Annotated in this window: 27 protein-coding genes and 1 pseudogene; 9 read left to right on the forward strand and 19 right to left on the reverse strand. The window is 61.0% G+C overall.

Features of this window, described 5'->3' with window-relative positions:
• Positions 1–46: 46 nt before the first annotated feature.
• On the reverse strand, positions 47–1,945 hold the full coding sequence (locus ACVI9W_RS06405) for a potassium transporter Kup (RefSeq protein WP_461529520.1): 1,899 nt from the start codon (positions 1,943–1,945) through the stop codon (positions 47–49).
• 207 nt (positions 1,946–2,152) lie between these two features.
• Between ACVI9W_RS06405 and ACVI9W_RS06410 the strand changes: the two genes are divergently transcribed.
• The 6 genes from ACVI9W_RS06410 (at position 2,153) to tsaA (ending at position 7,160) form a co-directional block, all read left to right on the forward strand.
• Positions 2,153–3,007 carry a lipopolysaccharide kinase InaA family protein gene (locus ACVI9W_RS06410; RefSeq protein ID WP_038613902.1) on the forward strand — a complete coding sequence of 285 codons (855 nt, stop codon included), beginning with the start codon at positions 2,153–2,155 and terminating at the stop codon, positions 3,005–3,007.
• A gap of 202 nt (positions 3,008–3,209) precedes the next feature.
• On the forward strand, positions 3,210–4,547 hold the full coding sequence (gene rimO, locus ACVI9W_RS06415; protein ID WP_038613904.1) for a 30S ribosomal protein S12 methylthiotransferase RimO: 1,338 nt from the start codon (positions 3,210–3,212) through the stop codon (positions 4,545–4,547).
• 89 nt (positions 4,548–4,636) lie between these two features.
• Positions 4,637–5,107, forward strand: a complete 471-nt coding sequence (locus ACVI9W_RS06420) for a GNAT family N-acetyltransferase (RefSeq protein WP_461529521.1) — start codon at positions 4,637–4,639, stop codon at positions 5,105–5,107.
• Between the two features lie 130 nt (positions 5,108–5,237).
• The gene (locus ACVI9W_RS06425) at positions 5,238–5,948 is read left to right on the forward strand and encodes an rRNA pseudouridine synthase (protein WP_038613909.1); all 711 of its coding nucleotides are present in this window, start codon (positions 5,238–5,240) and stop codon (positions 5,946–5,948) included.
• Positions 5,949–5,995: 47 nt separating this feature from the next.
• Positions 5,996–6,457 (forward strand): YehS family protein, encoded by a 462-nt coding sequence (locus ACVI9W_RS06430; protein ID WP_461529522.1) that lies wholly within the window; start codon positions 5,996–5,998, stop codon positions 6,455–6,457.
• 7 nt (positions 6,458–6,464) lie between these two features.
• Positions 6,465–7,160 carry a tRNA (N6-threonylcarbamoyladenosine(37)-N6)-methyltransferase TrmO gene (gene tsaA, locus ACVI9W_RS06435; protein ID WP_461529523.1) on the forward strand — a complete coding sequence of 232 codons (696 nt, stop codon included), beginning with the start codon at positions 6,465–6,467 and terminating at the stop codon, positions 7,158–7,160.
• 63 nt (positions 7,161–7,223) lie between these two features.
• Here tsaA and fpr read toward each other — a convergent pair whose 3' ends face one another.
• On the reverse strand, positions 7,224–8,003 hold the full coding sequence (gene fpr / locus ACVI9W_RS06440) for a ferredoxin-NADP reductase (RefSeq protein WP_400170476.1): 780 nt from the start codon (positions 8,001–8,003) through the stop codon (positions 7,224–7,226).
• Positions 8,004–8,122: 119 nt separating this feature from the next.
• Here fpr and ACVI9W_RS06445 point away from each other — a divergent pair, with 119 nt between their 5' ends.
• Positions 8,123–9,049 (forward strand): LysR family transcriptional regulator, encoded by a 927-nt coding sequence (locus ACVI9W_RS06445; protein WP_038613917.1) that lies wholly within the window; start codon positions 8,123–8,125, stop codon positions 9,047–9,049.
• On the opposite strand, the gene ACVI9W_RS06450 is transcribed toward ACVI9W_RS06445, so the two are convergent.
• The 3 genes from ACVI9W_RS06450 to ACVI9W_RS06460 all read right to left on the reverse strand — a co-directional run bounded on the left by ACVI9W_RS06450 (position 9,046) and on the right by ACVI9W_RS06460 (position 11,115).
• Positions 9,046–9,411: a diacylglycerol kinase gene (locus ACVI9W_RS06450; RefSeq protein ID WP_157193687.1), complete on the reverse strand. Its 366-nt coding sequence runs from the start codon at positions 9,409–9,411 to the stop codon at positions 9,046–9,048. The genes ACVI9W_RS06445 and ACVI9W_RS06450 overlap by 4 nt on opposite strands.
• 77 nt (positions 9,412–9,488) lie before the next feature.
• Entirely contained in the window at positions 9,489–10,139 is a 651-nt protein-coding gene (erdR, locus tag ACVI9W_RS06455) for a response regulator transcription factor ErdR (protein WP_038613921.1), read from the reverse strand.
• 265 nt (positions 10,140–10,404) lie between these two features.
• Complete coding sequence (locus ACVI9W_RS06460) at positions 10,405–11,115, reverse strand: tRNA-uridine aminocarboxypropyltransferase (protein ID WP_157193688.1); 711 nt, start codon at positions 11,113–11,115, stop codon at positions 10,405–10,407.
• A gap of 238 nt (positions 11,116–11,353) precedes the next feature.
• On the opposite strand from ACVI9W_RS06460, the gene ACVI9W_RS06465 reads away from it, so the two are divergent.
• The gene (locus ACVI9W_RS06465) at positions 11,354–11,770 is read left to right on the forward strand and encodes a quorum-sensing-regulated virulence factor family protein (protein WP_038613926.1); all 417 of its coding nucleotides are present in this window, start codon (positions 11,354–11,356) and stop codon (positions 11,768–11,770) included.
• Between the two features lie 2 nt (positions 11,771–11,772).
• Here the strand turns inward: ACVI9W_RS06465 and ACVI9W_RS06470 are convergent, their stop codons facing one another.
• Positions 11,773–11,973 (reverse strand): hypothetical protein, encoded by a 201-nt coding sequence (locus ACVI9W_RS06470; RefSeq protein ID WP_157193689.1) that lies wholly within the window; start codon positions 11,971–11,973, stop codon positions 11,773–11,775.
• Between the two features lie 396 nt (positions 11,974–12,369).
• On the opposite strand from ACVI9W_RS06470, the gene ACVI9W_RS06475 reads away from it, so the two are divergent.
• Complete coding sequence (locus tag ACVI9W_RS06475; RefSeq protein WP_461529524.1) at positions 12,370–13,488, forward strand: LOG family protein; 1,119 nt, start codon at positions 12,370–12,372, stop codon at positions 13,486–13,488.
• A gap of 7 nt (positions 13,489–13,495) precedes the next feature.
• Here the strand turns inward: ACVI9W_RS06475 and recX are convergent, their stop codons facing one another.
• From recX to ACVI9W_RS06540, 13 genes and pseudogenes are all read right to left on the reverse strand, one after another.
• On the reverse strand, positions 13,496–13,963 hold the full coding sequence (recX, locus tag ACVI9W_RS06480; RefSeq protein ID WP_461529525.1) for a recombination regulator RecX: 468 nt from the start codon (positions 13,961–13,963) through the stop codon (positions 13,496–13,498).
• An 8-nt stretch (positions 13,964–13,971) separates the two neighbouring features.
• Positions 13,972–15,039 carry a recombinase RecA gene (recA, locus tag ACVI9W_RS06485; protein WP_038613932.1) on the reverse strand — a complete coding sequence of 356 codons (1,068 nt, stop codon included), beginning with the start codon at positions 15,037–15,039 and terminating at the stop codon, positions 13,972–13,974.
• A gap of 103 nt (positions 15,040–15,142) precedes the next feature.
• Positions 15,143–15,625, reverse strand: a complete 483-nt coding sequence (locus tag ACVI9W_RS06490) for a CinA family protein (protein ID WP_157193692.1) — start codon at positions 15,623–15,625, stop codon at positions 15,143–15,145.
• A gap of 59 nt (positions 15,626–15,684) precedes the next feature.
• On the reverse strand, positions 15,685–16,152 hold the full coding sequence (locus tag ACVI9W_RS06495; RefSeq protein WP_461529526.1) for a lysis protein: 468 nt from the start codon (positions 16,150–16,152) through the stop codon (positions 15,685–15,687).
• A 23-nt stretch (positions 16,153–16,175) separates the two neighbouring features.
• A pseudogene (locus ACVI9W_RS06500) lies at positions 16,176–16,728 on the reverse strand (glycoside hydrolase family 19 protein).
• A gap of 28 nt (positions 16,729–16,756) precedes the next feature.
• The gene (locus tag ACVI9W_RS06505; protein ID WP_461529527.1) at positions 16,757–17,788 is read right to left on the reverse strand and encodes a phage late control D family protein; all 1,032 of its coding nucleotides are present in this window, start codon (positions 17,786–17,788) and stop codon (positions 16,757–16,759) included.
• A 68-nt stretch (positions 17,789–17,856) separates the two neighbouring features.
• Positions 17,857–18,063, reverse strand: a complete 207-nt coding sequence (locus tag ACVI9W_RS06510; protein WP_461529528.1) for a tail protein X — start codon at positions 18,061–18,063, stop codon at positions 17,857–17,859.
• On the reverse strand, positions 18,038–18,883 hold the full coding sequence (locus ACVI9W_RS06515) for a phage tail protein (protein ID WP_461529529.1): 846 nt from the start codon (positions 18,881–18,883) through the stop codon (positions 18,038–18,040). Before ACVI9W_RS06515 ends, ACVI9W_RS06510 begins: the two co-directional genes overlap by 26 nt.
• A gap of 9 nt (positions 18,884–18,892) precedes the next feature.
• Positions 18,893–20,860 carry a hypothetical protein gene (locus ACVI9W_RS06520; RefSeq protein ID WP_461529530.1) on the reverse strand — a complete coding sequence of 656 codons (1,968 nt, stop codon included), beginning with the start codon at positions 20,858–20,860 and terminating at the stop codon, positions 18,893–18,895.
• 140 nt (positions 20,861–21,000) lie between these two features.
• Entirely contained in the window at positions 21,001–21,303 is a 303-nt protein-coding gene (locus ACVI9W_RS06525) for a phage tail assembly protein (protein WP_157193699.1), read from the reverse strand.
• A gap of 9 nt (positions 21,304–21,312) precedes the next feature.
• On the reverse strand, positions 21,313–21,822 hold the full coding sequence (locus ACVI9W_RS06530; RefSeq protein ID WP_461529531.1) for a phage major tail tube protein: 510 nt from the start codon (positions 21,820–21,822) through the stop codon (positions 21,313–21,315).
• Positions 21,823–21,838: 16 nt separating this feature from the next.
• Entirely contained in the window at positions 21,839–23,005 is a 1,167-nt protein-coding gene (locus ACVI9W_RS06535) for a phage tail sheath subtilisin-like domain-containing protein (protein ID WP_461529532.1), read from the reverse strand.
• 89 nt (positions 23,006–23,094) lie between these two features.
• Positions 23,095–23,703, reverse strand: coding sequence for a tail fiber assembly protein (locus tag ACVI9W_RS06540; protein WP_461529533.1), 609 nt, complete (start codon positions 23,701–23,703; stop codon positions 23,095–23,097).
• Positions 23,704–23,708: the final 5 nt, after the last annotated feature.

Consider the following 23,708-nt stretch of genomic DNA (forward strand, 5'->3'; position numbering starts at 1 on the left):
GCCAGCCACATCGCATCGCGGGGCAAGCCCGCTCCCACTGTGCAGGTCAAATCTCGACTTGCGTACCCAGCTCGATCACCCGATTCAAGGGCAGGTTGAAGAAACGCAAAGTGCCGTTGGCATTCTTCAACAGGAACGCAAACAACATTGCCCGCCAACGCGCCATCCCCACCAGCCGCGAAGGAATCACCGTCTCCCGGCTCAGGAAATAGGTGGTGCGCATCGGGCTGAAGTCCAGACCTTCCAGATGGCACAGCTTCAGCGCCGCAGGCACATCGGGCTCATCCATGAAACCGAAATGCAGTAACACCCGGTAGAAGCCCTCACCATAGGCTTCTACCTCGAACTGATGCTGCGTCGGCACCCGCGGCATGTCCTCGCTGACCACCGTCAACAGCACCACCTGATTGTGCAGCACCTGGTTATGCAACATGTTGTGCAACAAGGCATGTGGCACGGCATCCGCTCGCGCCGTCAGGAACACTGCCGTGCCTTCGACCCGGTGCGGTGGCTGCACGCGAATGCTGCCAATAAACAGCGGTAGTGGCAGGCTGCCTTCATCCAGACGCTCGACGAGGATCTGTTTGCCACGCTTCCATGTGGTCATCAGCACGAACAGCGCAATCCCCGCCAGCACCGGAAAAGCTCCGCCCTGCACCACCTTGGGTACGTTGGCGGCAAAGAACAGGCCGTCGACAAACAGAAAACCGAGCAATACCGGTACCGCCAGCACTGGCGGCCATTTCCACAGCAGCAGCATGACCGTGGACACCAACAGGGTAGTCATCAGCATGGTCCCGGTCACCGCCACGCCGTAGGCCGAGGCCAGCGCATCGGACGACTCGAAACCCAGCACCAGGAGGATCACCCCGACCATCAGCGCCCAATTCACCGCGCCGATGTAGATCTGCCCCTGTTCGTGGCTTGAGGTGTGCTGGATCTGCATGCGCGGTACATAACCGAGCTGGATCGCCTGGCGCGTCAGGGAGAAGGCCCCGGAAATCACCGCCTGGGAGGCGATCACTGTCGCCAGGGTGGCCAGACCGACCAAAGGAATCAGCGCCCAGGCGGGAGCCAACAGGTAGAAGGGGTTACGCGCCGCCTCAGGGTTCTGCAACAGCATGGCCCCCTGGCCAAAGTAGTTCAGCACCAACGCCGGCAGTACCAGGGCAAACCAGGCCCGGGCAATCGGCTTGCGCCCGAAGTGGCCCATGTCGGCATACAGTGCCTCGGCACCGGTCAGGGCCAGAACCACAGCACCGAGAATGGCCACCCCCATGCCCGGGTGAACAATGAAGAAGCGTACCGCCCAGACCGGGTTGAACGCCTTGAGCACCTCAGGGCTCTGGGAAATGCCGTGCACACCCAGCGCCGCCAGGACAACAAACCAGGCAACCATCACCGGCCCGAACAGAATGCCGATCCGCGCCGTACCGTGCTTCTGGATCAGAAACAACGCCACCAGCACCACCAAGGCTATTGGCACCACCCAGTGATCGATACCGTCGAAGGCCAGTTGCATGCCCTCAACCGCCGACAGCACCGAAATGGCCGGGGTGATCATGCTGTCACCATAAAACAATGCAGCGCCAATCAGGCCGCAGCCCACCATCAGCGCACGCAGATTGGGATAAGGCGCCGAAGCCCGGCGTGCCAGCGCGGTAAGGGCCATGATGCCCCCCTCGCCCTGGTTGTCGGCGCGCAGGATGAACAGCACGTACTTGATCGAGACCACCCAGATCAGCGACCAGAGGATCAACGCCAGGATACCCAGCACGCCGTCATGGTTGACCGGCACCCCATAGTCGCCGGAAAACACCTCCTTGAGGGTATACAAGGGACTGGTGCCAATATCGCCGTACACCACCCCTACCGCCGCCACCAACAGGCTCAGCGGCTTCGCCGCCGAATGCCCGGAATCAGCCTGATCGCTTGCCTGAACCATCCGCTACTCCCGCAGCCTAGACCCTTGGGGCCGGAAAAATACACGCCAGACGCTGAGACTTTAGCGACCGCACCGCTGACGCCAACAGGACCCGATAGAAACACAGGCATATAGCCGCGAAGCATAGCCCAGGGTACAGCGCATGGTTGCTAGCCAAGTGATATTACAGCCGTTAGGATTGCGCACTTTTCGATCAGGGAGCGGTACATGCGTCACCTCAGGAGCCTTACCCGAACGCTGCACAAACAGCACATTGAGGGCGTTACCTTTCATTTTGATCCGCACCATCAGCACGAACTTTCCACCGCGGTTCGGCGCTTCTTCACAACACCCGAACAACACACCCCGCTGGACACGCCAGAAGCGACCCGCGGCGTCTTCCTGCTCGAAGGTGAGCGCAAATGGGTGCTCAAGCACAATCGCCTGATCCATTGGAAAAAGCAGCTGCAGAACTACCTGGGGCTGAAGAAGACTTTCGGCCTGCATGACCTGACCAACGAATTCATCAACCTGTCAGCGGTGGCCACCAAATCCGCTTGCGCCCCCAGTGTTGCCGCCTTTGGCTATAAAGGGCGCTTTCCATTTCTCAAGGAAGAGTACTTGCTGGTCAGCTTTCTGGACGATCATTGCAGTGTTGATGATCGCTTGATCGCTCACCCTGAACAGGCCTCAACCTTGCTGCCACAAGTCTTTGATCTGTTCGCGCGCATGCTCGACGAAGGCTTCGTGCACATGGACCCTCACCCGAAGAACATCCTGATCGCCCCCGATGGCCAGCTGCGCTTGATCGATTTCGAGTGTTGCGCACACGAGGTGATTGATCGCGATTTCAGTCTGGGTTTTTTAATGGGCTACTTTTTCCACTACTGGATCAAGCGCTTCATCTGCATGGAAGACTATCGCACTTGCTGCGAAAACTACCTGAAGGTCAAACAGCCAACGTTGGACCGCAGTATTTTCATGCCTGTTTTCGAGCGCTTCCTCACCGGAAAAGTGTCCCGCACAACACGTTACGCGATCCTCACCAGCCCGAAGGCGCAAGCGGCGTTCAAGGCGCAGTAACCCCCAGGCACTCCAGCAGGCGGCAGCAAGCCGCTTTGCTGGAGTCCGGCATCGCCAAGCACTCGTCGTATTTCCCCGTTTAAAGCTGGTCAACTCCGTTGCGCACCGCTAGAATTGCGCACTTTTTGATCAGAGGCGCTGCTAGCGCCCAACAGGACAGCGGCGCTTGCGTACGACTGTCCCCATTACACCGAGGTTAGTCATGTCCACCACTCCTGCGCCAACCACGCCAAAGGTCGGCTTCGTTTCCCTAGGCTGCCCCAAAGCCCTGGTCGACTCCGAGCGCATCCTGACCCAGCTGCGCATGGAAGGCTATGAAGTCGTGCCCACCTATCAGGATGCCGATGTGGTGGTGGTCAACACCTGCGGCTTCATCGACAGCGCCAAGGCCGAGTCGCTTGAAGTGATCGGCGAAGCCATCAAGGAAAACGGCAAGGTCATCGTCACCGGTTGCATGGGTGTCGAGGAAGGCAGCATCCGTGACGTGCACCCGAGCGTACTGGCCGTGACCGGCCCGCAGCAATATGAGCAAGTCGTCAACGCCGTGCACGAAGTGGTTCCGCCGCGCCAGGATCACAACCCGCTGATCGACCTGGTGCCGCCACAGGGCGTCAAGCTGACCCCGCGCCACTACGCCTACCTGAAGATTTCCGAAGGCTGCAACCACAGCTGCAGCTTCTGCATCATCCCGTCGATGCGCGGCAAGCTGGTCAGCCGTCCGGTCGGCGAAGTCCTCAGCGAAGCCGAGCGCCTGGTCAAGGCCGGGGTCAAGGAGATCCTGGTGATCTCCCAGGACACCAGCGCCTACGGCGTCGACGTCAAATACAAGACCGACTTCTGGAACGGCCGCCCGGTCAAGACCCGCATGCTCGAACTGTGCGAAGCACTGAGCAGCCTGGGCGCCTGGGTTCGCCTGCACTACGTTTATCCGTACCCGAACGTCGACGACATCATCCCGCTGATGGCCGCCGGCAAGATCCTGCCGTACCTGGACATCCCGTTCCAGCACGCCAGCCCGAAAGTACTCAAGTCGATGAAGCGTCCGGCCTTTGAAGACCGGACCCTGGCGCGCATCAAGAAGTGGCGCGAACAGTGCCCGCAGCTGATCATCCGCTCCACCTTCATCGTCGGCTTCCCGGGCGAAACCGAAGAAGACTTCCAGTACCTGCTCGACTGGCTGACCGAAGCCCAGCTCGACCGCGTCGGCTGCTTCCAGTACTCGCCCGTCGAAGGCGCGCCAGCCAACGACCTGGGCCTGGAAGTCGTCCCCGATGAGATCAAGCAAGAGCGCTGGGATCGTTTCATGGCCCACCAGCAGGCGATCAGCAGTGCCCGCCTGCAACTGCGTATCGGCCGCGAAATCGACGTACTGATCGACGAAGTGGAAGAGGAAGGCTCGGTAGGCCGCAGCTACTTCGACGCCCCGGAGATCGACGGCAACGTGTTCATCGATGGCAACCACGGCTTCAAGCCGGGTGACACCGTACGCTGCCGGGTCACCGACGCCGACGAGTACGACATGTGGGCTGAACCGATCTGATCGCATCCTGCTGAAAATAGCCCTGCCGACCCTGGCGGGGCTTTTTTTTGCAACTATCGTTGTCTCTGTTGCCCAAGGAGAGCAGAGCGATGTACCGGCATATCAGCGTGCACACCCCCAGATTAAGCGACTACCCGGAGCTGGCGCGTGTCTGGGAGGCGTCTGTGCGGGCAACCCACGACTTCCTGCCTGACAGCTATATCTGTCTGTTGCGCGAACTGCTGGTCAGCCAGTATCTGGACGCGGTGATGCTGATCTGCTGCAAAGACGCCAAGCAGCGGATTACCGGTTTTGCCGGGGTTGCCGCCGGACGCGTGGAAATGCTTTTTATCGATCCGGCTGCGCGTGGCCAGGGGCTGGGCAAACGCCTGTTGCACTACGCCATCGACGAACTCAACGCCGTTGGACTCGATGTCAACGAACAAAACCCGCAGGCTCTGGGCTTCTATTTGCACCAGGGATTCGAGGTGGTCGGCCGTTCGGAAACAGATGGCATGGGTCAACCCTACCCCTTACTGCATCTGAGGCTGATTCAGACAAAAGCCGCTCAAACCGGCTGACAGAAGACGTCATACCTTTCTGAAATGCAGCTAAATCGCAGATAATTGGCCCGACGGGCGAATGTTGCCGGACCTGGGCCCGCCCGCACGGTTACAATGGGCACCTTTCCCTATGCCTACGGCTGTCGTCATGTCTGAACCCATTCGCCTTTCCAAACGCCTCATTGAACTGGTCGGTTGCTCCCGACGGGAGGCCGAACTGTACATCGAAGGCGGCTGGGTCACCGTGGACGGTGCGGTGGTCGACGAGCCGCAATTCAAAGTGACCGAGCAGAAGGTCGAACTGCAGGCCGGTGCCCGCGCCGAAGCCCTGGAGCCGGTCACCCTGCTGCTCCACCAACCGGCCGACCTGGACCTCGACAGCGCCTGTAACAGCATCACTGCCGACAGCTTGTCCGCAGATCACAGCCAAGGCCGCCGCCCGCTCAAAGGCCACTTCGCCCGCCTCAATAACGTGGCGCCTCTGCAACAAGGCGCCAGCGGCCTGCAGGTGTTCACCCAGGACTGGCGGATCACCCGCAAGCTCGAATCCGACCTGGCCAAGCTCGAACAGGAATACGTGGTTGAAGTCAGCGGCGACATGATCGCTCACGGCCTGGAACGTCTGAACCGCGGGTTCACCTGGAAGGGCAAGGAGCTGCCGAAGATCAAGGCCAGTTGGCAGAACGAAACGCGCCTGCGCATGGTCCTGAAAAACCCGCAGCCTGGCCTGATCGCCTTGCTGTGCAGCAGCGTTGGGGTTACCCCGGTGAGCATGCGCCGGATTCGCCTGGGCGGTGTATCCATGAGCAAGTTGCCCCTGGGCCAGTGGCGCTATCTGGCAAACACCGAAAAATTCTAGCAACAAGGCGCCGCCACCCGGGCGACGCCCCGAACAGGATTGTCACCATGATTCACAACGATGTACTGCGCAGCCTGCGCTACCTGCTGGACGTCAACGACGCCAAACTGGCCGATATCATCAAGCTCTCCGGCTTCGAAGTCGCCACAGACGATATCGTCTCCTACCTCAAGAAAGACGAAGAAGAAGGCTTTGTGCGCTGCCCCGACGAAGTCATCGCACACTTTCTCGATGGCCTGGTGATCTTCAAGCGCGGCAAGGACGACAGCCGCCCTGCGCAACCTGTCGAACTGCCCGTGACCAACAACATCATCATGAAGAAACTGCGGGTGGCCTTCGAGCTCAAGGAAGACGACCTGCACGCGATCCTCAAGGCGGCTGACTTCCCGGTGTCCAAGCCGGAACTCAGCGCCCTGTTCCGCAAGGTCGGGCACAACAACTACCGTCCGTGCGGCGACCAACTGCTGCGTAATTTCCTCAAGGGCCTGACCTTGCGGGTCCGTGGCTGAGACGTCGATGAACTACAGCGTCGCACCGATCGGATTCGTCCGCTCCTGCTTCAAGGAAAAGTTCGCGATCCCGCGCCAGCCCCAGCTGGCGCCCGCTGCGCGCGGCGTGCTGGAACTGGTGCCGCCCTTCGACAGCGGTGACGCGGTGGCCGGGCTCGAACAGGTCAGCCATGTCTGGTTGTTGTTCCTGTTCCACCAGGCCCTGGAAGACAAGCCACGGCTCAAGGTGCGTCCGCCACGGCTGGGCGGCAACACCTCCATGGGCGTATTCGCCACCCGGGCGACGCACCGGCCCAACGGCATCGGCCAATCGGTGGTGCGCCTCGAGAAGGTGGAAGCCGGGCGCCTGCTCCTGTCGGGCATCGACTTGCTCGACGGCACCCCGGTGCTCGACATCAAGCCCTATGTGCCCTATGCCGATGCGGTCAGTAGCGCGACCAACCAGATGGCCAGCGCACCGCCAGCGCCGATTTCGGTCGCCTGGAGTGACACCGCCCTGCCCCAGGCCCGCGAGCACGCCTTGCGCCTTGCAGAGCCGCTGGTAGAGCTGATCGAGCAATGCCTGGCCCAAGACCCGCGTCCGGCCTATCAGATCCCACCGCCCGAGCGCGTGTACGGCGTGAAGTTCTGGGATGTGCAGGTGCGCTGGCACTATCCGCAGCCGGATCAGATCCGGGTGCTGGAAGTGGTCATGGATCTCTAGAGACTGCCCGTTCCAAAAAAAAACGCAGGCCAAGGCCTGCGTTTTTTGTGTTCCGCGTACTGCTTACTTCTCGACGAATGCACGCTCGATCAGGTAGTCGCCCGGCTCACGCATACGCGCCGAGATCTTCAGGCCGAAGCTGTCGAGCACTTCGCTGGTTTCGTCCAGCATGCTCGGGCTACCGCAGATCATCGCACGGTCGTCCTGCGGGTTGATCGGTGGCAGGCCGATGTCCTCGAACAGCTTGCCGCTGCGCATCAGGTCGGTCAGGCGGCCCTGGTTCTCGAACGGCTCGCGGGTCACGGTCGGGTAGTAGATCAGCTTGTCACGCAGCGCCTCGCCGAAGAACTCGTTCTGCGGCAGGTGCTCGGTAATGAACTCGCGGTAGGCGACTTCGTTGACGTAACGGACGCCGTGAACCAGGATCACTTTCTCAAAGCGCTCGTAGGTTTCCGGATCCTGGATGACGCTCATGAACGGCGCCAGGCCAGTACCGGTGCTCAGCAGGTACAGGTGCTTGCCCGGGTTCAGGTCGTCGAGTACCAGTGTACCGGTAGGCTTCTTGCTGATGATGATCTCATCGCCTTCCTTCAGGTGCTGCAGCTGCGAGGTCAGCGGGCCGTCCGGCACCTTGATGCTGAAGAACTCCAGATGCTCTTCCCAGTTCGGGCTGGCGATCGAGTAGGCGCGCATGAGCGGGCGGCCGTTGGGCTGTTGCAGGCCGATCATCACGAACTGACCGTTCTCGAAGCGCAGGCCCGGATCGCGGGTGCACTTGAAGCTGAACAGGGTGTCGTTCCAGTGGTGAACACTGAGGACACGTTCGTGGTTCATGTTGCTCATGTACGGGCTCCTGAAATAAAACGCAGCGCTAACCTAGAGCGCGATTGCGCGATAGTTTAGTGCGAGCGACAATATCTGTTAAATGAATTATCAAGATATGTCTTATCGGTTATATAGATATGCGATTTACACTTCGTCAGCTTCAGGTCTTCGTCGCCGTAGCCCAGCATCAAAGCGTCTCGCGAGCCGCGGGAATATTGGCGCTATCGCAGTCGGCCGCCAGTACCTCGATCACCGAACTTGAACGCCAGTCCAGCTGCCAGCTGTTCGATCGCGCCGGCAAACGCCTGAGCCTCAACGCCCTGGGCCATCAACTGCTGCCACAGGCAGTGGCGCTGCTCGACCAGGCCAAGGAAATCGAAGACCTGCTCAACGGCAAGTCCGGTTTCGGCTCACTGGCGGTCGGCGCCACCCTGACCATCGGCAACTACCTGGCCACACTGCTGATCGGTAGTTTCATGCAGGTCCACCCGGAAAGTCAGGTCAAGCTCCATGTGCAAAACACTGCGCATATCGTGCACCAGGTTGCCCATTATGAAATTGATCTGGGTCTAATCGAAGGCGACTGCAACCATCCCGATCTTGAAGTGCAACCTTGGGTTGAAGACGAACTGGTGGTGTTTTGCGCGCCACAGCACCCGCTGGCGCAGCGCGGCCAGGCCAGCCTGGAAGAGCTGACCCACGAAGCGTGGATTCTGCGTGAGCAAGGTTCCGGCACCCGCCTGACTTTTGACCAGGCGATGCGTCATCACCGCTCCAACCTGAACATCCGCCTCGAGCTTGAACACACCGAAGCGATCAAACGCGCTGTCGAATCGGGCCTGGGCATCGGATGTATCTCACGCCTGGCGTTGCGCGACGCTTTTCGTCGCGGCAGCCTGGTCGCAGTGGAAACACCGGAGCTGGACCTGGCCCGGCAGTTCTACTTCATCTGGCACAAGCAGAAGTACCAGACCTCTGCCATGCGCGAGTTTCTTGAGCTGTGCCGCACCTTTACCGCCGGTGTACAACGCAGCGATGAAATCGTCCTGCCCAACATTGCCTAGATAAGGATCACCGCCCAGACCACCGCCACCATTGTCAGGGCGACGAGCTGGGCGGCACTGCCCATATCCTTGGCGTTTTTCGACAGCGGGTGGCGGTCGAGGGAAATCCGGTCGATCGCCGCCTCAACCGCCGAATTGAGCAATTCAACGATCAGGCCCAGCAGGCACACGGCAATCAGGATGGCCCGTTCGGCGCGACTGACATCCAGCCAGAACGCCAGCGGCACCAACAGCACATTGAGCAGCACCAGCTGGCGGAAAGCCGCTTCACCGGTGAAAGCTGCGCGCAGACCGTCAAACGAATAGCCGGCAGCGTTGAAAATACGTTTGAGGCCGGTCTGGCCCTTGAAAGGCGATGACATAGAAGGTCACTTCATCCACTGAAAAATGCGCTGCAGCCTAGTGCAGATCGGGTCAAAAAAGCGTGAAGGCTACGGCCTCAGCTCGCCGAAACCGATTCCAGTTGTTGCAGGAGCAGTGCCGCCTGAGTTCGGGTACGCACGCCGAGCTTGCGGAAAATCGCCGTGACGTGGGCCTTGATGGTCGCTTCCGAAACGTTCAGCTCGTAGGCGATTTGCTTGTTCAACAAGCCTTCGCAGACCATGGTCAACACCCGGAACTGCTGGGGGGTGAGACTGGCCAGACCTTCACTGGCAGCCTTGGCTTCAGCCGATACGTCGACTTTTTCAAAGGCTTGTGGCGGCCACCAGATGTCACCATCAAGGACCTTTTTCACCGCTTCCTGAATCACTTCCAGGGAGCTGGACTTGGGAATAAAGCCACTGGCGCCAAATTCGCGCGACTTCACCACCACCGCGGCTTCTTCCTGAGCCGAGACCATCACCACCGGAATCTGCGGGTACTGACCGCGCAACAGGACCAGCCCGGAAAAACCGTAGGCACCTGGCATGTTGAGGTCCAAGAGCACCAGATCCCAGTCGGACTTCTCGGCGAGGCGGGTTTCCAGTTCGGCAATGCTCGCCACTTCTACCAGGCGGACATCGGGCCCCAGGCCCAGGGTTACAGCCTGACGCAGGGCACTGCGAAACAGCGGGTGGTCATCGGCAATCAGGATTTCGTACGTGGCCATCGATCTAATGATCCTGTTCTGTGCAGGCGCAGGGAGGAAGAATAGGCGCCTGGCGGGCAACTCAAGGTGCTGACGGCGGTGCCGCACACCCAAAAGGCACTTCAAGGCCAGGAAAAACTGTGTTTCAAGCCTTGTATATGCCCGAATCGGCGCCAAGGATGCCGAGCCAGAACCGGGTGGTCAAGTTGATTGCCCGGTCCGGACAGGCACGCAATGGTCGCCAGCCTGCCCATTATGACCCAATGTGCGATATCTGCCCCTTGTACTATAGGAAGGTATGCAAACGCTGGTGGACGGCATCCTGCTCATCAATTGACCACTGGTGCTTGGCACTCAGGTAGTGCGTACTGAACACATCCAGATAAGCATCCAGGGCTTCGGCAGCACGCTGGTCCCCCGCCAGCTCCAGACACATGGCCGCCACTTCGGCAGTGCAGAAATGATCGTCGCGCTTGGAGCGGCGCAAGCGGTAGCGCGACAGCTGCTCCGGTTGCAGGCTGAGCACCGGGAAGCGATCGAGATAGGGGCTTTTGCGAAACATCTTGCGCGCCTCGGTCCAGGTCGCATCGAGGAGGATGAACAACGGCCGTTTGCCGGGCTCACGCACTACCTCGCTGACCACCCTTTGCGGCGCCACGAACTCACCGGGAAAGACGATGTAAGGCTGCCAGTGCGGCTGATCGAGCAAGGCCAGCAAAGCCTCATCGACCGAAGTACGCTGCCAGCCGAACGCCGAGGTGTCGGCGATCAGGTCGGCAATCAACCAGCCGGTGTTACTCGGTTTCAATGGCTCGGTGTCGTGCATCAGCAGGCACATCGCCGAATCGGACGGCACCTGTGGACGCCAGGCACACAGGCAATGGCTGAAAATCACCCGGCACTGCGGGCAGCGTGGCGCCCGTGATCCGCGCGCAACGAAAGGTTTGACACTGCGCGCCAGGCGCTCGGCGCGCAGGCGCGATACGGCATGGCTCATGGCAGCAGACTATATAGGCAAGGAAAGGACGGCACTGCGCGGACTCGGCAAGACAGGAAAACCGCTGCAGTTTACCAGACCCGGTCTGCCGGCAGACGGTATTTGCCGTGCAGCCATAGCGCCGACTCCCCTATAATCTCCAACCTGTTGCTACCCGCTGGCACCACGACTTCGCGCGTGACGGAACACCGTGCGCAGTTGCCGGTCCAATCGCCAGTTACCGAACCAGGAGAAACCCATGTTGCGCTTCATCGCCCCGTCCCTGAGCCTGTTGCTCGCCCTGCCCCTGGCTGCCAATGCTGCCTCCAAGCAGGAATACGAGCTGAGCAAGATGCTGCAAAAAGTTGCCACTGAAAGCAGCGTGGGCACGCCGCGGGCGATCAACGAAGACATCCTCGACCAGGGTTACACCGTCGAAGGCAAGCAACTGATCAACCACCTCAGCGTACTTCCCAGCCACGCTGAAAAAATGAAGGCCGACCCAAACCGGGTGCGCAGCCAATTGGGTGACAGCGTCTGCAAGAACACCGGCTACCGTCAGTTGCTGGCCAAAGGTGCAGTGCTGACCTACCGCTTCACCGAGTACAAGACCAACCGCCCGGTCAGTGAACAGGCGTTCGATGCCAAGAGTTGTGGTGTGAAGCCAAGCAAGTAAGCCTAAGCCACCTGCTCGCTGTCGCGCCGTTGCTTTTCATCGGCGCGCAGTTCGGCCACCAGGGCCTGGACGTAACGTGAGTGCCGCACTCCGGCCCCCAGGCGACGCAGGCACTCTTCTTCAAGGCTCAGGTTGTTGGCCTGGGCCGAGCGCTCGAGCAGCTCGAACAGCTGTGCATCGAGCTCCAGATTAAGCCGTTGCATGTGACAGCCTCCCTGCACCGCGACAGTCGCTCAGGCTTCCAGTTAACCAGACCCCTGCCAGGATCGGTTCCCGGCTGACGAGCGGTCTGTTTCCAACCTGCCCCATCACGCTGCCCCAGCGAAGATCCTTTCGGCACAAATACCTGCCAGGGTCTAGATTGATAGCAAGCGCCCGCCCGTTTCAGGGCTCGCACCGGGGGATGCCTGCCGACGCCGTGCATTAGCATTGCTGAGCGACAACAACAAAGAGCCCATCATCACTGCACTAAGACCTTGCAGGTCTACTGCAATGCTCGAGGCGCACACTCGAGCCACGGCAGCCAGCGACACACGTAGTGTCGCGGCCGGAAACCCTACAGGTCCGGTCAGAGGTTTTGCTGCAGAAGGAGACGTTGAATGCCTTACCAACCGAATGAACTGCTATCGAGTCACTTCAAGAACCAGGGAATCGATCTGAGCAAGCTGGATGAACAACTGAAACTGGTTGCCCCCGACAGCCCCAACCTGTCGCTGTACCGTGACATGATGCTGACCGTCCTGCGCATGGCCCATGACGACAGCAACCGCTGGAACGCCAAGATTACCCTGCAAGCCTTGCGCGAACTGGACCATGCCTTCCGCACCCTTGAACAGTACAAGGGCCGGCGCAAGGTCACCGTGTTCGGTTCAGCCCGCACCCCGGTCGAGCACCCGATGTATGCACTGGCCCGGGAACTGGGCGCGACCCTGGCTCGTTCCAACCTGATGGTCATCACCGGCGCTGGCGGTGGCATCATGGCCGCCGCACACGAAGGCGCAGGCGTCGATCACAGCCTGGGGTTCAACATCACCCTGCCGTTCGAGCAGCACGCCAACCCCACTGTAGACGGCACCGACAAGCTGCTGCCGTTTCACTTCTTCTTCATTCGCAAGCTGTTCTTCGTCAAGGAAGCGGATGCGCTGGTGCTGTGCCCAGGTGGCTTCGGCACGCTGGATGAAGCGCTGGAAGTGCTCACCCTGATCCAGACCGGCAAGAGCCCGCTGGTACCTGTGGTACTTCTGGATTCTCCGGGCGGCACCTTCTGGCAGGACGCACTGAATTTCATCACCCGGCAGCTGGAAGAAAATCGCTACATCCTGCCCAGCGACCTTAAGCTGCTACGCCTGGTGCAGAGTGCCGAAGAAGCCGTGGAGGAGATCAACCAGTTCTACAGCAACTATCACTCCAGCCGCTGGCTGAAAAACCAGTTCGTGATTCGCATGCACCACCCGCTCAGCGAGGGCGCGTTGCTTGATCTACAGGAGGGGTTTGCCGACTTGCGCCTGAGTGGCCAATACCACCAGCACGCCTATGCTGGAGAACACCACGACGAAGCCAGGTTCAGCCATCTGACGCGCCTGACCTTCGCCTTCAACGGCCGCGACCAAGGGCGCCTGCGCGAACTGGTGGACTTCATCAACCTGTCGGAAAACTGGGCCAAACCCGAGCCAATGCACACCACGCAACGGGCCCGCGAAGCGCTGAAGGTCACTTGACCTTCAACTAGTCGTCCAGACCTCGGCCGCTCAACAGGCGGCCGACCATCTCCATGGAAAAGCCACGGTAAACCAGAAAACGGGTTTGCTGTGCGCGGCTGCGCGGATCGATGGGTAACTGCCCGGAGAATTTGCGCTGCCAGACATCCTGCAACTGCCCCGCCCAATCCACACCGCTCTCGCGCAAGGCCTGGTCGATGTCGCCGCGTTGCAGGCCGCGCTGGCTCAGCTCTTCGCGAATGCGTGCCGGGCCGTAGCCGGAACGCGAGCGGTAGCTGATAAAGCTTTCCAGGTAACGGGCTTCACTGAGCAGGCCCTCTTCCGTCAAGCGGTCGAGCTCCTGGTCAATCAATTCGGGGGGAGCGCCGCGCTGACGCAACTTACGCGTCAGCTCGACTCGACCATGCTCGCGGCGTGCGAGCAGGTCCATGGCTGTCCGCCTTACGGCGACGGGGGTGTCGAGTACGGCGGACATGGGGACGATCAGTAGCCGGCTTCAGTTTCGGTTTCGTCTTCAGGCTCGGCGTTGACCGCTGCAGCCTTGCCAGCAGCCTCAACAGCACCGGCATTGAGCAGCTTGTCGCGGATCTGCTTCTCGAGGGTAGCGGCGATTTCCGGGTTGTCCTGAAGGAACTTGGCCGAGTTGGCCTTGCCCTGACCGATCTTGCTGCCCTGATAGCTGTACCAGGCACCGGATTTTTCCAGGAAGCCGTGCAGCACGCCGAGGTCAATGATCTCGCCGTTGCGGTAGATGCCCTTGCCGTAGAGGATCTGGAACTCAGCCTGACGGAATGGCGGTGCCACCTTGTTCTTGACGATCTTGACGCGGGTTTCGCTACCGACCACTTCGTCGCCTTCCTTCACCGCGCCGGTACGGCGGATGTCGAGACGGACCGAAGCGTAGAACTTCAGCGCGTTACCACCGGTGGTGGTTTCCGGGCTGCCGAACATCACGCCGATCTTCATGCGGATCTGGTTGATGAAGATCACCAGGCAGTTGGCGTTCTTGATGTTACCGGTGATTTTACGCAGGGCCTGGGACATCAGGCGGGCTTGCAGGCCGACGTGCATGTCGCCCATCTCGCCTTCGATCTCGGCCTTGGGTACCAGGGCGGCCACGGAGTCGACGATGATCACGTCAACAGCGTTGGAGCGCACCAGCATGTCGGTGATTTCCAGGGCCTGTTCGCCAGTGTCTGGCTGCGAGACCAGCAGGTCGTCGACATTGACGCCGAGCTTGCCGGCGTACTCGGGATCGAGGGCGTGCTCGGCGTCGACGAATGCGCAGGTAGCGCCCATTTTCTGGGCCTGGGCGATGACCGACAGGGTCAGTGTGGTTTTACCGGACGACTCAGGACCGTAAATCTCGACGATACGGCCTTTTGGCAGGCCGCCAATGCCCAGGGCAATGTCCAGGCCCAGGGAACCGGTGGAAATGGCCGGAATTGCCTGACGCTCGTGGTCGCCCATGCGCATGACCGCGCCTTTACCGAATTGACGCTCGATTTGCCCCAGGGCCGCAGCCAAGGCGCGCTTCTTGTTGTCGTCCATTGAAGTCCTCACGTAATCGATAGGGCCTGACGGCCAGAACACCTGTATAAGTAGCCAGTATTATTCCACAGGGTTTTGTTCCCGCCTACCCCCGAATTGCGATTTACTCTGCACCAAGCTGTAACAAGCCCTCTAGCGCGGCGATTACCGTTTGTCGGCGCACCTCGTCGCGGTCGCCGTCGAAGTGCCGGCGCTCGCTGCTGACATGGCTGCCATCGGCCCAGGCCAGCCATACGGTACCCACCGGTTTGGCCGGCGAGCCACCGTCCGGCCCGGCCACGCCACTGACCGCCACGGCGAACCGCGCACCACTGGCAGCCTGGGCGCCGCGGACCATGGCCTCGACCACTTCCTGGCTGACCGCCCCGACCTCGGCGAACAGGGTTTGCGGCACCGCCAGCTGGCGGGTCTTCTGGGGGTTGGAGTAAGTCACATAACCGGCTTCGAACCAGGCCGAACTGCCCGGAATCCGCGTAATGGCCTCGGCGATGCCGCCGCCGGTGCAGGACTCGGCAGTGGTCACCTGGGCATTGAAGCGGCGCAGGTGTTCACCCAGGCGGGCGGAAAGCGCAGTGATCGGGTCCATGGCAAGCTCCTTGAAAGACTGTCGCCTACCCTACACCAGCTATCGTCCGACACAAATCCTCAGCGCTGCAGCGCGCGCACATAGGCCTGACAGGCCCGCAAGGCGATCAATCCCCGATCGCCGCGGTCGGTGATGGCGATAATTCGTTGAGCATGCGCCGGCTCAAGTCGGGCGCGTACGGGGTCATGATCCAGGCCGCCGGTGCCGGAGGCGGCGCGCACACCGGAGGCGGCGTCGGTGCCAAGGAGGACTGACAGCCGTAAATCAGCAGTGGCAAGACGGTCACGCAGGCGCGCTTGAGTCTGTTGCGCATCGAGTAACTCCTGATAATGGGATTGATCGTTGGCCTGGATCTGCTGCTCCAGCACCTGACGCTGCTGACGCTCGCCAAGCGCCTGGCTGGCCAGGGCTTCGGCCAGTTGCTGGCGCTCCTGGGCATGGGCCTGTGCCTGCTGCGCCAGTTGCGCGCTGTACCGCCATGCCTGCACCTGCCAGGTCAGCGCTGCAACCAGCAGTAGCAACGCCATCGGCAGCACGCCCCGCAACCGCTTCAACACAGTACCTCGCGGGCCCGAGCCCAAAGTTTCAGGCGATCCTCAAGGCCATTGAGCCCCGCCATTGATGTGGCGGGTAATACGGTTGAACTCGCCGCGATCGGCCAGTTGATTGAGCCCGCGAGAATGCCAGAACCAGGCCGCCGATTCGCTCGCCCAGCGTGGCTGCTCAAGTAGCTGCGGCAGGTCCAGTAAACGCTCGTCGCCGAACAGCGCCATGCTGCAGGCGTGATAGTTGTTGCGACCGGTGACCTGGATCAGGCCGCGGCCGCAATACAGTTGGCCATCGCCATCGGCCTCAGGGCTATTGCCCAGGCGCAGGGCGAGGTTACCGGTGTCATAACGCGACAGGTAGCGCTCACTGCCCAGCTCTTTCACATAACGCAGCTGCCCGGACTCGTGCCCGACCTGCGCCAGAAAAGCCGCCATGCGTCGCGGGGAATCAACTTCCCAGCGCTGCATGGCGGCGTTCAAGGCAGACACAAAAACGCCCGCTTGCTGGCGGGCGTTGGGGAAAATCGACAACAGCGTTTTTTCAGTTATTTCCATAAGCACCTCGTTTGTATCACCCATCCATTCAACGCGAAGTGTCACGCTTGCGCGGCCTGGCGCCCTTGGCCCTGGCCTTGCCCTGCCTGCCGCCATTGCACTCGAGCGTGGTTGTCCAGCCAGAAGCGCTGAACACCTGCTCCACCGACCCCACCAGGTACTCGCCATCGAGTCCGCTCTTGAACCCCTTCAGATCGACCGTGCGCTCGGTGAACACATCTGTGCGTCCTGGCATGTCCAGACGTACGTTGGCCGTGCTGCGGTTGAGTGCCGCCAGCCGTGCCTTGGCCGCCTGCTGTGCCGATGCCTGATCCGGGTAGAGATGGCGGTCGGTGTGAACCGGCGCCATCCCCTGTGGCGCGTCCTCGTTCACCAGGTCGACCACCTTGAGCTGGCCGCTACGCGGGTCCTGATGCCGGGTCTGTACTGCCTGATAGGTGCCTTTGTCAGCCAGGCGGAACTGCCAGCGCGTGACATCGGCGCGGCGCAGGCTGACAACCCCCAGGGCCTTGCCGCTTGCGCTCTGCCCGCCCTGGCGCGGCAATACCAGCAAGGTGCCGTCGCCGATCTTGGCGGTGCAGTCGTACTGCTTGGCCAGACGGGTGATGAAGTTGAAGTCCGACTCATTGAACTGATCGACCCGCAGCACCTTGGTCAGCACCGGACACGCCGGTTGCCAACCATTGCGCGCGGCGATATCACCGACGATCCGTTGCAACGCGACGTTCTCCCAGCTGCCGCTGCGCGTGGTTTTGCCACTACCGCGCATGTCACTCGCCTTGCCCCGAATGATCACGCTGTCGGGCGGTCCGGACAGTTCGACTTCATCCACGGTATAGCGCCCCAGACGGGTCAGCGTCTGGCCGGCGTAGCCCAGATGAATCTCGATGGCAGCCCCGCGTGCAGGCAGCGTCACTGCGCCATCACGGTCATCAATACGCAGCTCGAAGTCGTCCGACTCCATGCCTGGCTTGTCCGTGGTGCGCAGCAGCAATAAGCGGTCGTTGATAATGGCGGTGATGTCCTTGCCATCAGCGACAATGCGAAATACAGGTTGCATGACTCATGCTCCGCAAAAGCAGACCCCGCACACGGCGGGGTCTGGTGGCTGCACGAATGACCGAAGCGTCAATCCCATAGCTGGACCGTGGAATCGCTAGCTGCGGCCAGTTCCGGCAACTGGATAAGCACCCCGGCACGAAACGGCTGGGGTTCGTCGGCCAGGCCCTGATTGCCATTGAGCACAGCTTCCACACTGCCATTGAGGTGCCCGTAGTAGTGCTGACACAAGGTGTCGAGCACATCCCCTTCAGAGGTTCTGCAGGTCGTCGCCATAGCTCACAAACTCCAGTGTGAAGGCCTGTTTACGGGGGATACCGCCAGCCAGCAGGTTGCTCTGATCTTCGTCGATGCCGGTCAGGCACCAGTTGCCCAGCACCTCGCCGTAACCGCTGACCAGACTCAGCGGGCGCAACAACCGGCCAATGCTGCGCAACGTCTGCAGATGGCCAAGGTCGCCTTTGCGCCTCGGGAAAATCGTCCCCCTGATATTGATTTTTTCCTCACCCAGACTCACCGCCTGCTGTGCGACACTGCGCGTCAAACGTTCCTGGCCGGTCCAGCGAAAACTGGTCTGGCGCCGCAGCTCTTCGAACGCGGCGGTGTCGAGGTTGAAGTAGTAACCCGGTGACACGCCATCCAGTGGTTGCAGGATCAATAAATGAGGGAACGGTTTGACCGCCTCCGCGGCCGGGGTGACCGCGGGCAAGAAAATGCCAGTAGGCAGGATGTTGCCCAGCGACGGACTGATCTTGCCGGCAATCTGGTTGATCTTCGCCGCCGCCTTGTCCACCTGCTCGCCGAAGACCTGAATCCGGTCCTGAACCTGGACCACCACCGCCAGCGCCTGGTCATACTTGTCCGAGACCTGTTTGACCGTCTCTTGCGCGCTTTTAATAGCGCGCATCGTACGTTGCAGCTTGGCGGCGATCAGCGGGCCGACAAAGGGAATGCCTTCAAGCTCGGCCACAGCGCCGGTGATGTCACTGACCGCGCCATTCATCGGCGCCAGCATTTCATCGACACTGTGCCGCCCCGCCTGCCCTGCCGCCACTACGTAGCGCAGCGACGACTGCAGCTGTTGTATGTAGTTCATGGGCGCTCCTTAGTTAACGTGGGGGATGTCGGATAGTTGCCGCGCGGTCGCCATACGCATCAGCTCCTCGAACTCGCGGCGGACCATGGCTTGCAGGTTCTGGGCGAGCAGCATGGGATCGCTGACGCTGCCCTGGACCGTGATGGGCATGCTCGGGGTGAAGGTGAATTGCTGGCTGACCTGTTGCGGCTGATTAAGCTGCGGTACCGGCGCATTGCCCAGCGTTGCCAGAGGGTCCGGGACGGGCACCGTACTCACCAGCGAACGCACCACGTCGCCCGGTTGTGCAACTGCCGACGCTGGCTCATCGCGGGGTGCCACCATCTTTTTACCCAGCCAACCACCGATCGCATCGCCCGCCATGCCGCCGAGCAAAGCGCCAATCGGCGGCCCGATCACCGGCACGAACGCCCCAAGCACCCCACCCAGCATCGATCCGACCAAACCGCCAGCGGCAGCACCGTAACCCTCGGCCTTCTCTTCAGGGGTGTCGGCAGTCGCGAGGGTAACCACACCCTTGATCCCCGCCTCTAGAAGCGCCGGGCCACGAACCTCCTTGATCGCAGCACCGATCCTGCCCGCCGTACTTACCGAACGGTTGGGTGCCGGCGGCTTGCTCGGCGGCGCGGATGGAGCAGGTAGCGGTGCTGGGCGAGGACGCCTGCGCCGCGCCGATGAAGGCGACTGACGTTGCGGCGTCTTTCGTCCACGCTGGGATGGACGTTTTCGTTCGCGCCCTTGCGCTCCCATACAACACCCGATGTCGCTGGCGTTGACCACAAATACATTGAGCGGGTCGTTGAGCACGAACACCTTCGACAAACCGGCGCCCTGCCCTGGGTCGTTACCAGCCCCCTCCGGGATCGGTGCGCCTTTGAACCATCCACGCCCTTTGAGCGCCAGAAAGGCCGTACCGAGTACCGTGGCCCCGGTGATCAGCCACTTGATCGCATCCGGCGCGCCAGTGAATGCTTTGGCCGTGGCGGTGATGCCCATGGCCAATTCATCCGTCAACGGTCGAATGGAATCACCCAGGCTGCGCAGCGAGTCATCGAATGCGTCGGACACTTCGCTCAGGCGTCGATCAGAAGTCCCACGCCGCGAGATCAGGTCGCTGTCGAGGACACCTTTGGCACCCTCGGGCTGAACACGGCCGAGCGCCCGGTCCAGGCCCTGGTTCTGCGACGCGGACAGACTGTCAGCAACGCCCTCGCCCGTCCCCTTGCGCTGGAACACGATGTACTCCAGCGCCTTTTTCAGTTCAGCCGGGCCGGTGATCTTCGGGTTGCTCTGCAACTCGCTGATCAAGCGTACGCTGTCATCGGTCGAGGCATCCTGCCCAACCGAAAACGTCGCCGCCACCGGCGCATAAGCCAGGGCTTTCTCCAGGCCCATACCGGTGTCGTACAGCTGCTTGATCAACGTGGCCGCCTGGTTGCGCTCCATCCCGGTGGCATTGTTGATTTTGCTTACCGTGGCGATCACTTTCTGCTCTTGCTGCGAAGGCGCAACGCCGTCAGCCACGCCCGCGCTGATCGCGATGTCGCGGGTAATCTTCTGGTACTGCGCGCTGATTTGCGTGGGTAACACCAGCGCCCGCCCCACCGTAACCGCCTGACCGATCAGCGGAAGGCCCTCGAAGGCCTTCAGGTTGTCCCGCTCAGGTGCTGGCGCTTTTGCCGATGTGCCAGTCCGCCCCAGCGATACCGACACCTGTTGCTGCTGACGCAGCGCAACGAGCTGTTGCTGAAGCAGGTTGAGCGTTGCTTGCAGATAAGGGCGCAACACGCCCACCTCGTTAACATCACGGCGCGGTGCAGGCTTCGCCTCATTACGCAGGCGCAAGACTTCAGCGAAAATGTTCTCCAGTACTTTGGTGTTCTTCTTGATACGGTCTTCGACCGACTTGAACGCGATGCCTACCGTGAACATTACGGGGGCATCGAGCTGCAGTTTCATTGCCAGATTGCTCGCCATCTGATTCCCCTTTAGCCACGCCACAGGCTTAATCCGTGAGCCACCAGACCATGTCGCTGAACGACATGGTCATGATTTCGGCGGCGGAAAAGTTCAGCTCCCTGGCGAGCCGCTTGGCCGCCGCTCTCTGCACGGCGGGGTCAAACCTCGTCGTCTTGCACCAGACGAAAATACCCGGCCTGCAAGCGGCTGTAGTCTTTCAGGGCAAGCCCTTCGAGGTCCTTGACGGCGACTTCGGCGAGCGAGGCGAACAGGTTCAGTTCACGTTGTTCGTCGTCGCTGTTGGCTGCCGATTGCGCGGCACGGATGTCGCGTACCGTGGGTGCGCGCAGCGACAGGCTGTCAACCTGTACACCATTGGCCTCGGACGGCCTGGTGAGGGTCACGACCACCCGTTCGGCGCTCACGGCCAGCCAGCTTGGCGTCTTGTTTGCCTGATTCATGCGATCTCCTTACAGGCCCAGGGCCGAACGTTGCGCGGCGAGCTGGTCGACGCCATCGATGACGCGTTTCATCCCCAGCGGATCGATTTCGTAGATCAGGCGACCATCCACTTCCAGCTTGTAGTAGGTCACTGCCACGTTGTGCTTGATTTCGGCCTTGTCGCCCGGCTTCCAGTCGCCCATGTCGACTTCCTTCAGCGCGCCACGCAGGGTAACGATCACCGGTGTGATACGGCCTTTCAGGCCTTTGAAGGCACCACGGAAGGTGCCGTTGAATGCCGAACCGTCAGCCAGGCCGAAGAACTTCAGCGACTCGCGGCGCACGCCCGTGGTGACGAAGCCGGCTTCCTGCTTCTCCATGCCCTGGTCGATTTCGATCGGCATGTCCATGCCACCGGCACGGTGCTCCTCCATCTTCAGGGTCAGCTTGGGCAGGGTCAGGCTGGGGACGTCACCTTGAAAGCTGACGCCATCGACGAACAGGTTCAGGTTCGCCAGGGTTTCGGGAATCATTGCCATGTGTATTGCTCCTTGATTAAGCGGCCTGGTCGAGGACTTCGGTCAACCACTGGTTGGTGACCTCGACGCGGAAGTTCGGGTTTTCAGCTGGCGGCACGTCGGTGAAACGGATGTTCCAGTACACCTTGCCCTGCTCCAGCTGGCTGGCGGTGTTCAGCTCGGGATCGGCGAACACTTCGAAATTGATGATTGCGCCCTGGGCCTTGAGATCGCGCATGAAGGCTTGCAGGCCTTCGGTCACGTCCTTGACGTAGGTGGCAGTGATCGAGCGGTCGACCGCCCACTTGTGGCCATAGAGGATCGCGTCCATGACGATGTCCATGGTCCGCACGCGGGTGACGAAAGCCCATTTCGGATCGCTGCTCAGGGTGCGGTTGCCCCACAGGCGGTAGCCGTCATCGCGGATGACCGTGGTGATGTTGGCGTTGTTGAGCAGGTTGGCGCGGCAGGTTTCGTCGCCATCGAGGTACTCGATCGGACGACCGGTGCCGGTAATACCGACGAACTCCTTGTTCGACGGCGAGGCCCAGAAGCCGTACTCGCTATCGGTCCAGGCGAACAGACCGGCGACCCAGGCCGAGGCCGGTGCGTCGACGGTGGCGTCAGCCGTGGTGTCCCAATACTGCACACCTGGATCGACGAGAAAGGCGCGTTTGGCACCGAAGTTTTCGGCATAGGCAATGGCCGCTTCGTCGGTGGTGTTCGGACCATCGAGGATGGCCAGGCCGCGCAGCTTGTCAGCCAGAGCCACCAGCGCCGTGCCGACGGCCTGGGTGGCGCTGTGTTTTGGAGTCACCAACAGACGCGGCTGGGCGTTGAAGCGGCTTTTGCCGTCGAGCAGCGCCTGCAGGCCGGTGCGTTTGCCGTCGGCCAATACACCGCCGATGATCGCCGAAGTCTGCTCGGCGGCATCCTCAAGCTTGGCCACGCCACAGGCGACGATGACCGCCTTGGCGCGGCTGTAAATGGCCTGACAGGCCTTGGTAATTGCCGCATTCGCGCCGAACGCAGCGATGGCTTCACGCTCGCTGGTGATCAGCACCAGGTCGTTGGCCTTGGCCGTGGCGGTCGGGCCTTCGGTGAAGGTGTCGACCAAGCCGATGATCGAGGAGGAAGGCAGCGCGATGGTGCGGGCGCCGGTGTCGACGTTGGTGACGGTGACGCCGTGGAAGAATCCACTCATGGGTAAGTCTCCAGAAAGGCGAAGGCCCCGCAGTGCGGGGCCTTCAAGGGTTTGTTGCGGATAAGAAAAAGCCCCGTCGGTGCGGGGCTTTATTGAGTCTGATCAGTTAACAGGGGCTGTTCGACAGCATACTCAGGGCTTAATGGCCATTCGATAGACAACGGAAAGCCCGGCTGTTGCTCCAGTCGTCCGAGTTCAATCCGGTAGCGTTTCCAGGCACGCAACAGCATCTGCTCTTGCTCCGTCGCCTCACCGAGATCGACAGCATCCTGCAATGGTGCAATGCGCATCGAGGCTGAACTGAGTCTTTCATTGCGCTGGGTCAGTTTTTGAGCCAGCTCACTTGCATGCTGTGCCTCGGGATCAAGAGCCCAAGCATTGCCATCCCAATCGTGGAACGCCCCCGGGAACGGCTGATAGGTCAGCTCAAGTGGCAGGGGGCCCAAAGCCGTATACTCTTGGGGTGCACCCGTTGCAACGTCATATACCGTACCCCGATTGTCCTCCACCTGAACCCAGGTATTGCGATTTACGTCACGAATGACGGCAAATCCTGGGATTGGTTCTTGAGGTGCATCAATGTACGCAAAAGCTGGAATCAACCAGTTACCACTATCTAGTGGGTCTGGATCTGCGAGTCCCTGGCCGATGCACTCCAGCGTCAGCGGGTGCGCGTTGTAGATCGTAGGTGCGTTCACTGTGG

This window comes from Pseudomonas sp. 210_17 TE3656 (assembly GCF_054821965.1).

Bases quoted from the DNA above. Each gene is read 5' to 3' on its own strand.
- ACVI9W_RS06405 (WP_461529520.1), bottom strand. From the start codon at position 1,945: ATGGTTCAGGCAAGCGATCAGGCTGATTCCGGGCATTCGGCGGCGAAG.
- ACVI9W_RS06535 (WP_461529532.1), bottom strand. From the start codon at position 23,005: ATGAGTGGATTCTTCCACGGCGTCACCGTCACCAACGTCGACACCGGC.
- recX (WP_461529525.1), bottom strand. From the start codon at position 13,963: ATGTCCGCCGTACTCGACACCCCCGTCGCCGTAAGGCGGACAGCCATG.
- ACVI9W_RS06450 (WP_157193687.1), bottom strand. From the start codon at position 9,411: ATGTCATCGCCTTTCAAGGGCCAGACCGGCCTCAAACGTATTTTCAAC.
- ACVI9W_RS06425 (WP_038613909.1), top strand. From the start codon at position 5,238: ATGTCTGAACCCATTCGCCTTTCCAAACGCCTCATTGAACTGGTCGGT.
- ACVI9W_RS06505 (WP_461529527.1), bottom strand. From the start codon at position 17,788: ATGCAACCTGTATTTCGCATTGTCGCTGATGGCAAGGACATCACCGCC.
- ACVI9W_RS06530 (WP_461529531.1), bottom strand. From the start codon at position 21,822: ATGGCAATGATTCCCGAAACCCTGGCGAACCTGAACCTGTTCGTCGAT.
- erdR (WP_038613921.1), bottom strand. From the start codon at position 10,139: ATGGCCACGTACGAAATCCTGATTGCCGATGACCACCCGCTGTTTCGC.
- tsaA (WP_461529523.1), top strand. From the start codon at position 6,465: ATGAACTACAGCGTCGCACCGATCGGATTCGTCCGCTCCTGCTTCAAG.
- ACVI9W_RS06515 (WP_461529529.1), bottom strand. From the start codon at position 18,883: ATGAACTACATACAACAGCTGCAGTCGTCGCTGCGCTACGTAGTGGCG.
- ACVI9W_RS06495 (WP_461529526.1), bottom strand. From the start codon at position 16,152: ATGGCGTTGCTACTGCTGGTTGCAGCGCTGACCTGGCAGGTGCAGGCA.
- ACVI9W_RS06475 (WP_461529524.1), top strand. From the start codon at position 12,370: ATGCCTTACCAACCGAATGAACTGCTATCGAGTCACTTCAAGAACCAG.
- ACVI9W_RS06490 (WP_157193692.1), bottom strand. From the start codon at position 15,625: ATGGACCCGATCACTGCGCTTTCCGCCCGCCTGGGTGAACACCTGCGC.
- ACVI9W_RS06525 (WP_157193699.1), bottom strand. From the start codon at position 21,303: ATGAATCAGGCAAACAAGACGCCAAGCTGGCTGGCCGTGAGCGCCGAA.
- ACVI9W_RS06430 (WP_461529522.1), top strand. From the start codon at position 5,996: ATGATTCACAACGATGTACTGCGCAGCCTGCGCTACCTGCTGGACGTC.
- ACVI9W_RS06520 (WP_461529530.1), bottom strand. From the start codon at position 20,860: ATGGCGAGCAATCTGGCAATGAAACTGCAGCTCGATGCCCCCGTAATG.
- ACVI9W_RS06410 (WP_038613902.1), top strand. From the start codon at position 2,153: ATGCGTCACCTCAGGAGCCTTACCCGAACGCTGCACAAACAGCACATT.
- recA (WP_038613932.1), bottom strand. From the start codon at position 15,039: ATGGACGACAACAAGAAGCGCGCCTTGGCTGCGGCCCTGGGGCAAATC.
- ACVI9W_RS06420 (WP_461529521.1), top strand. From the start codon at position 4,637: ATGTACCGGCATATCAGCGTGCACACCCCCAGATTAAGCGACTACCCG.
- rimO (WP_038613904.1), top strand. From the start codon at position 3,210: ATGTCCACCACTCCTGCGCCAACCACGCCAAAGGTCGGCTTCGTTTCC.
- ACVI9W_RS06460 (WP_157193688.1), bottom strand. From the start codon at position 11,115: ATGAGCCATGCCGTATCGCGCCTGCGCGCCGAGCGCCTGGCGCGCAGT.
- fpr (WP_400170476.1), bottom strand. From the start codon at position 8,003: ATGAGCAACATGAACCACGAACGTGTCCTCAGTGTTCACCACTGGAAC.
- ACVI9W_RS06510 (WP_461529528.1), bottom strand. From the start codon at position 18,063: ATGGCGACGACCTGCAGAACCTCTGAAGGGGATGTGCTCGACACCTTG.
- ACVI9W_RS06465 (WP_038613926.1), top strand. From the start codon at position 11,354: ATGTTGCGCTTCATCGCCCCGTCCCTGAGCCTGTTGCTCGCCCTGCCC.
- ACVI9W_RS06445 (WP_038613917.1), top strand. From the start codon at position 8,123: ATGCGATTTACACTTCGTCAGCTTCAGGTCTTCGTCGCCGTAGCCCAG.
- ACVI9W_RS06470 (WP_157193689.1), bottom strand. From the start codon at position 11,973: ATGCAACGGCTTAATCTGGAGCTCGATGCACAGCTGTTCGAGCTGCTC.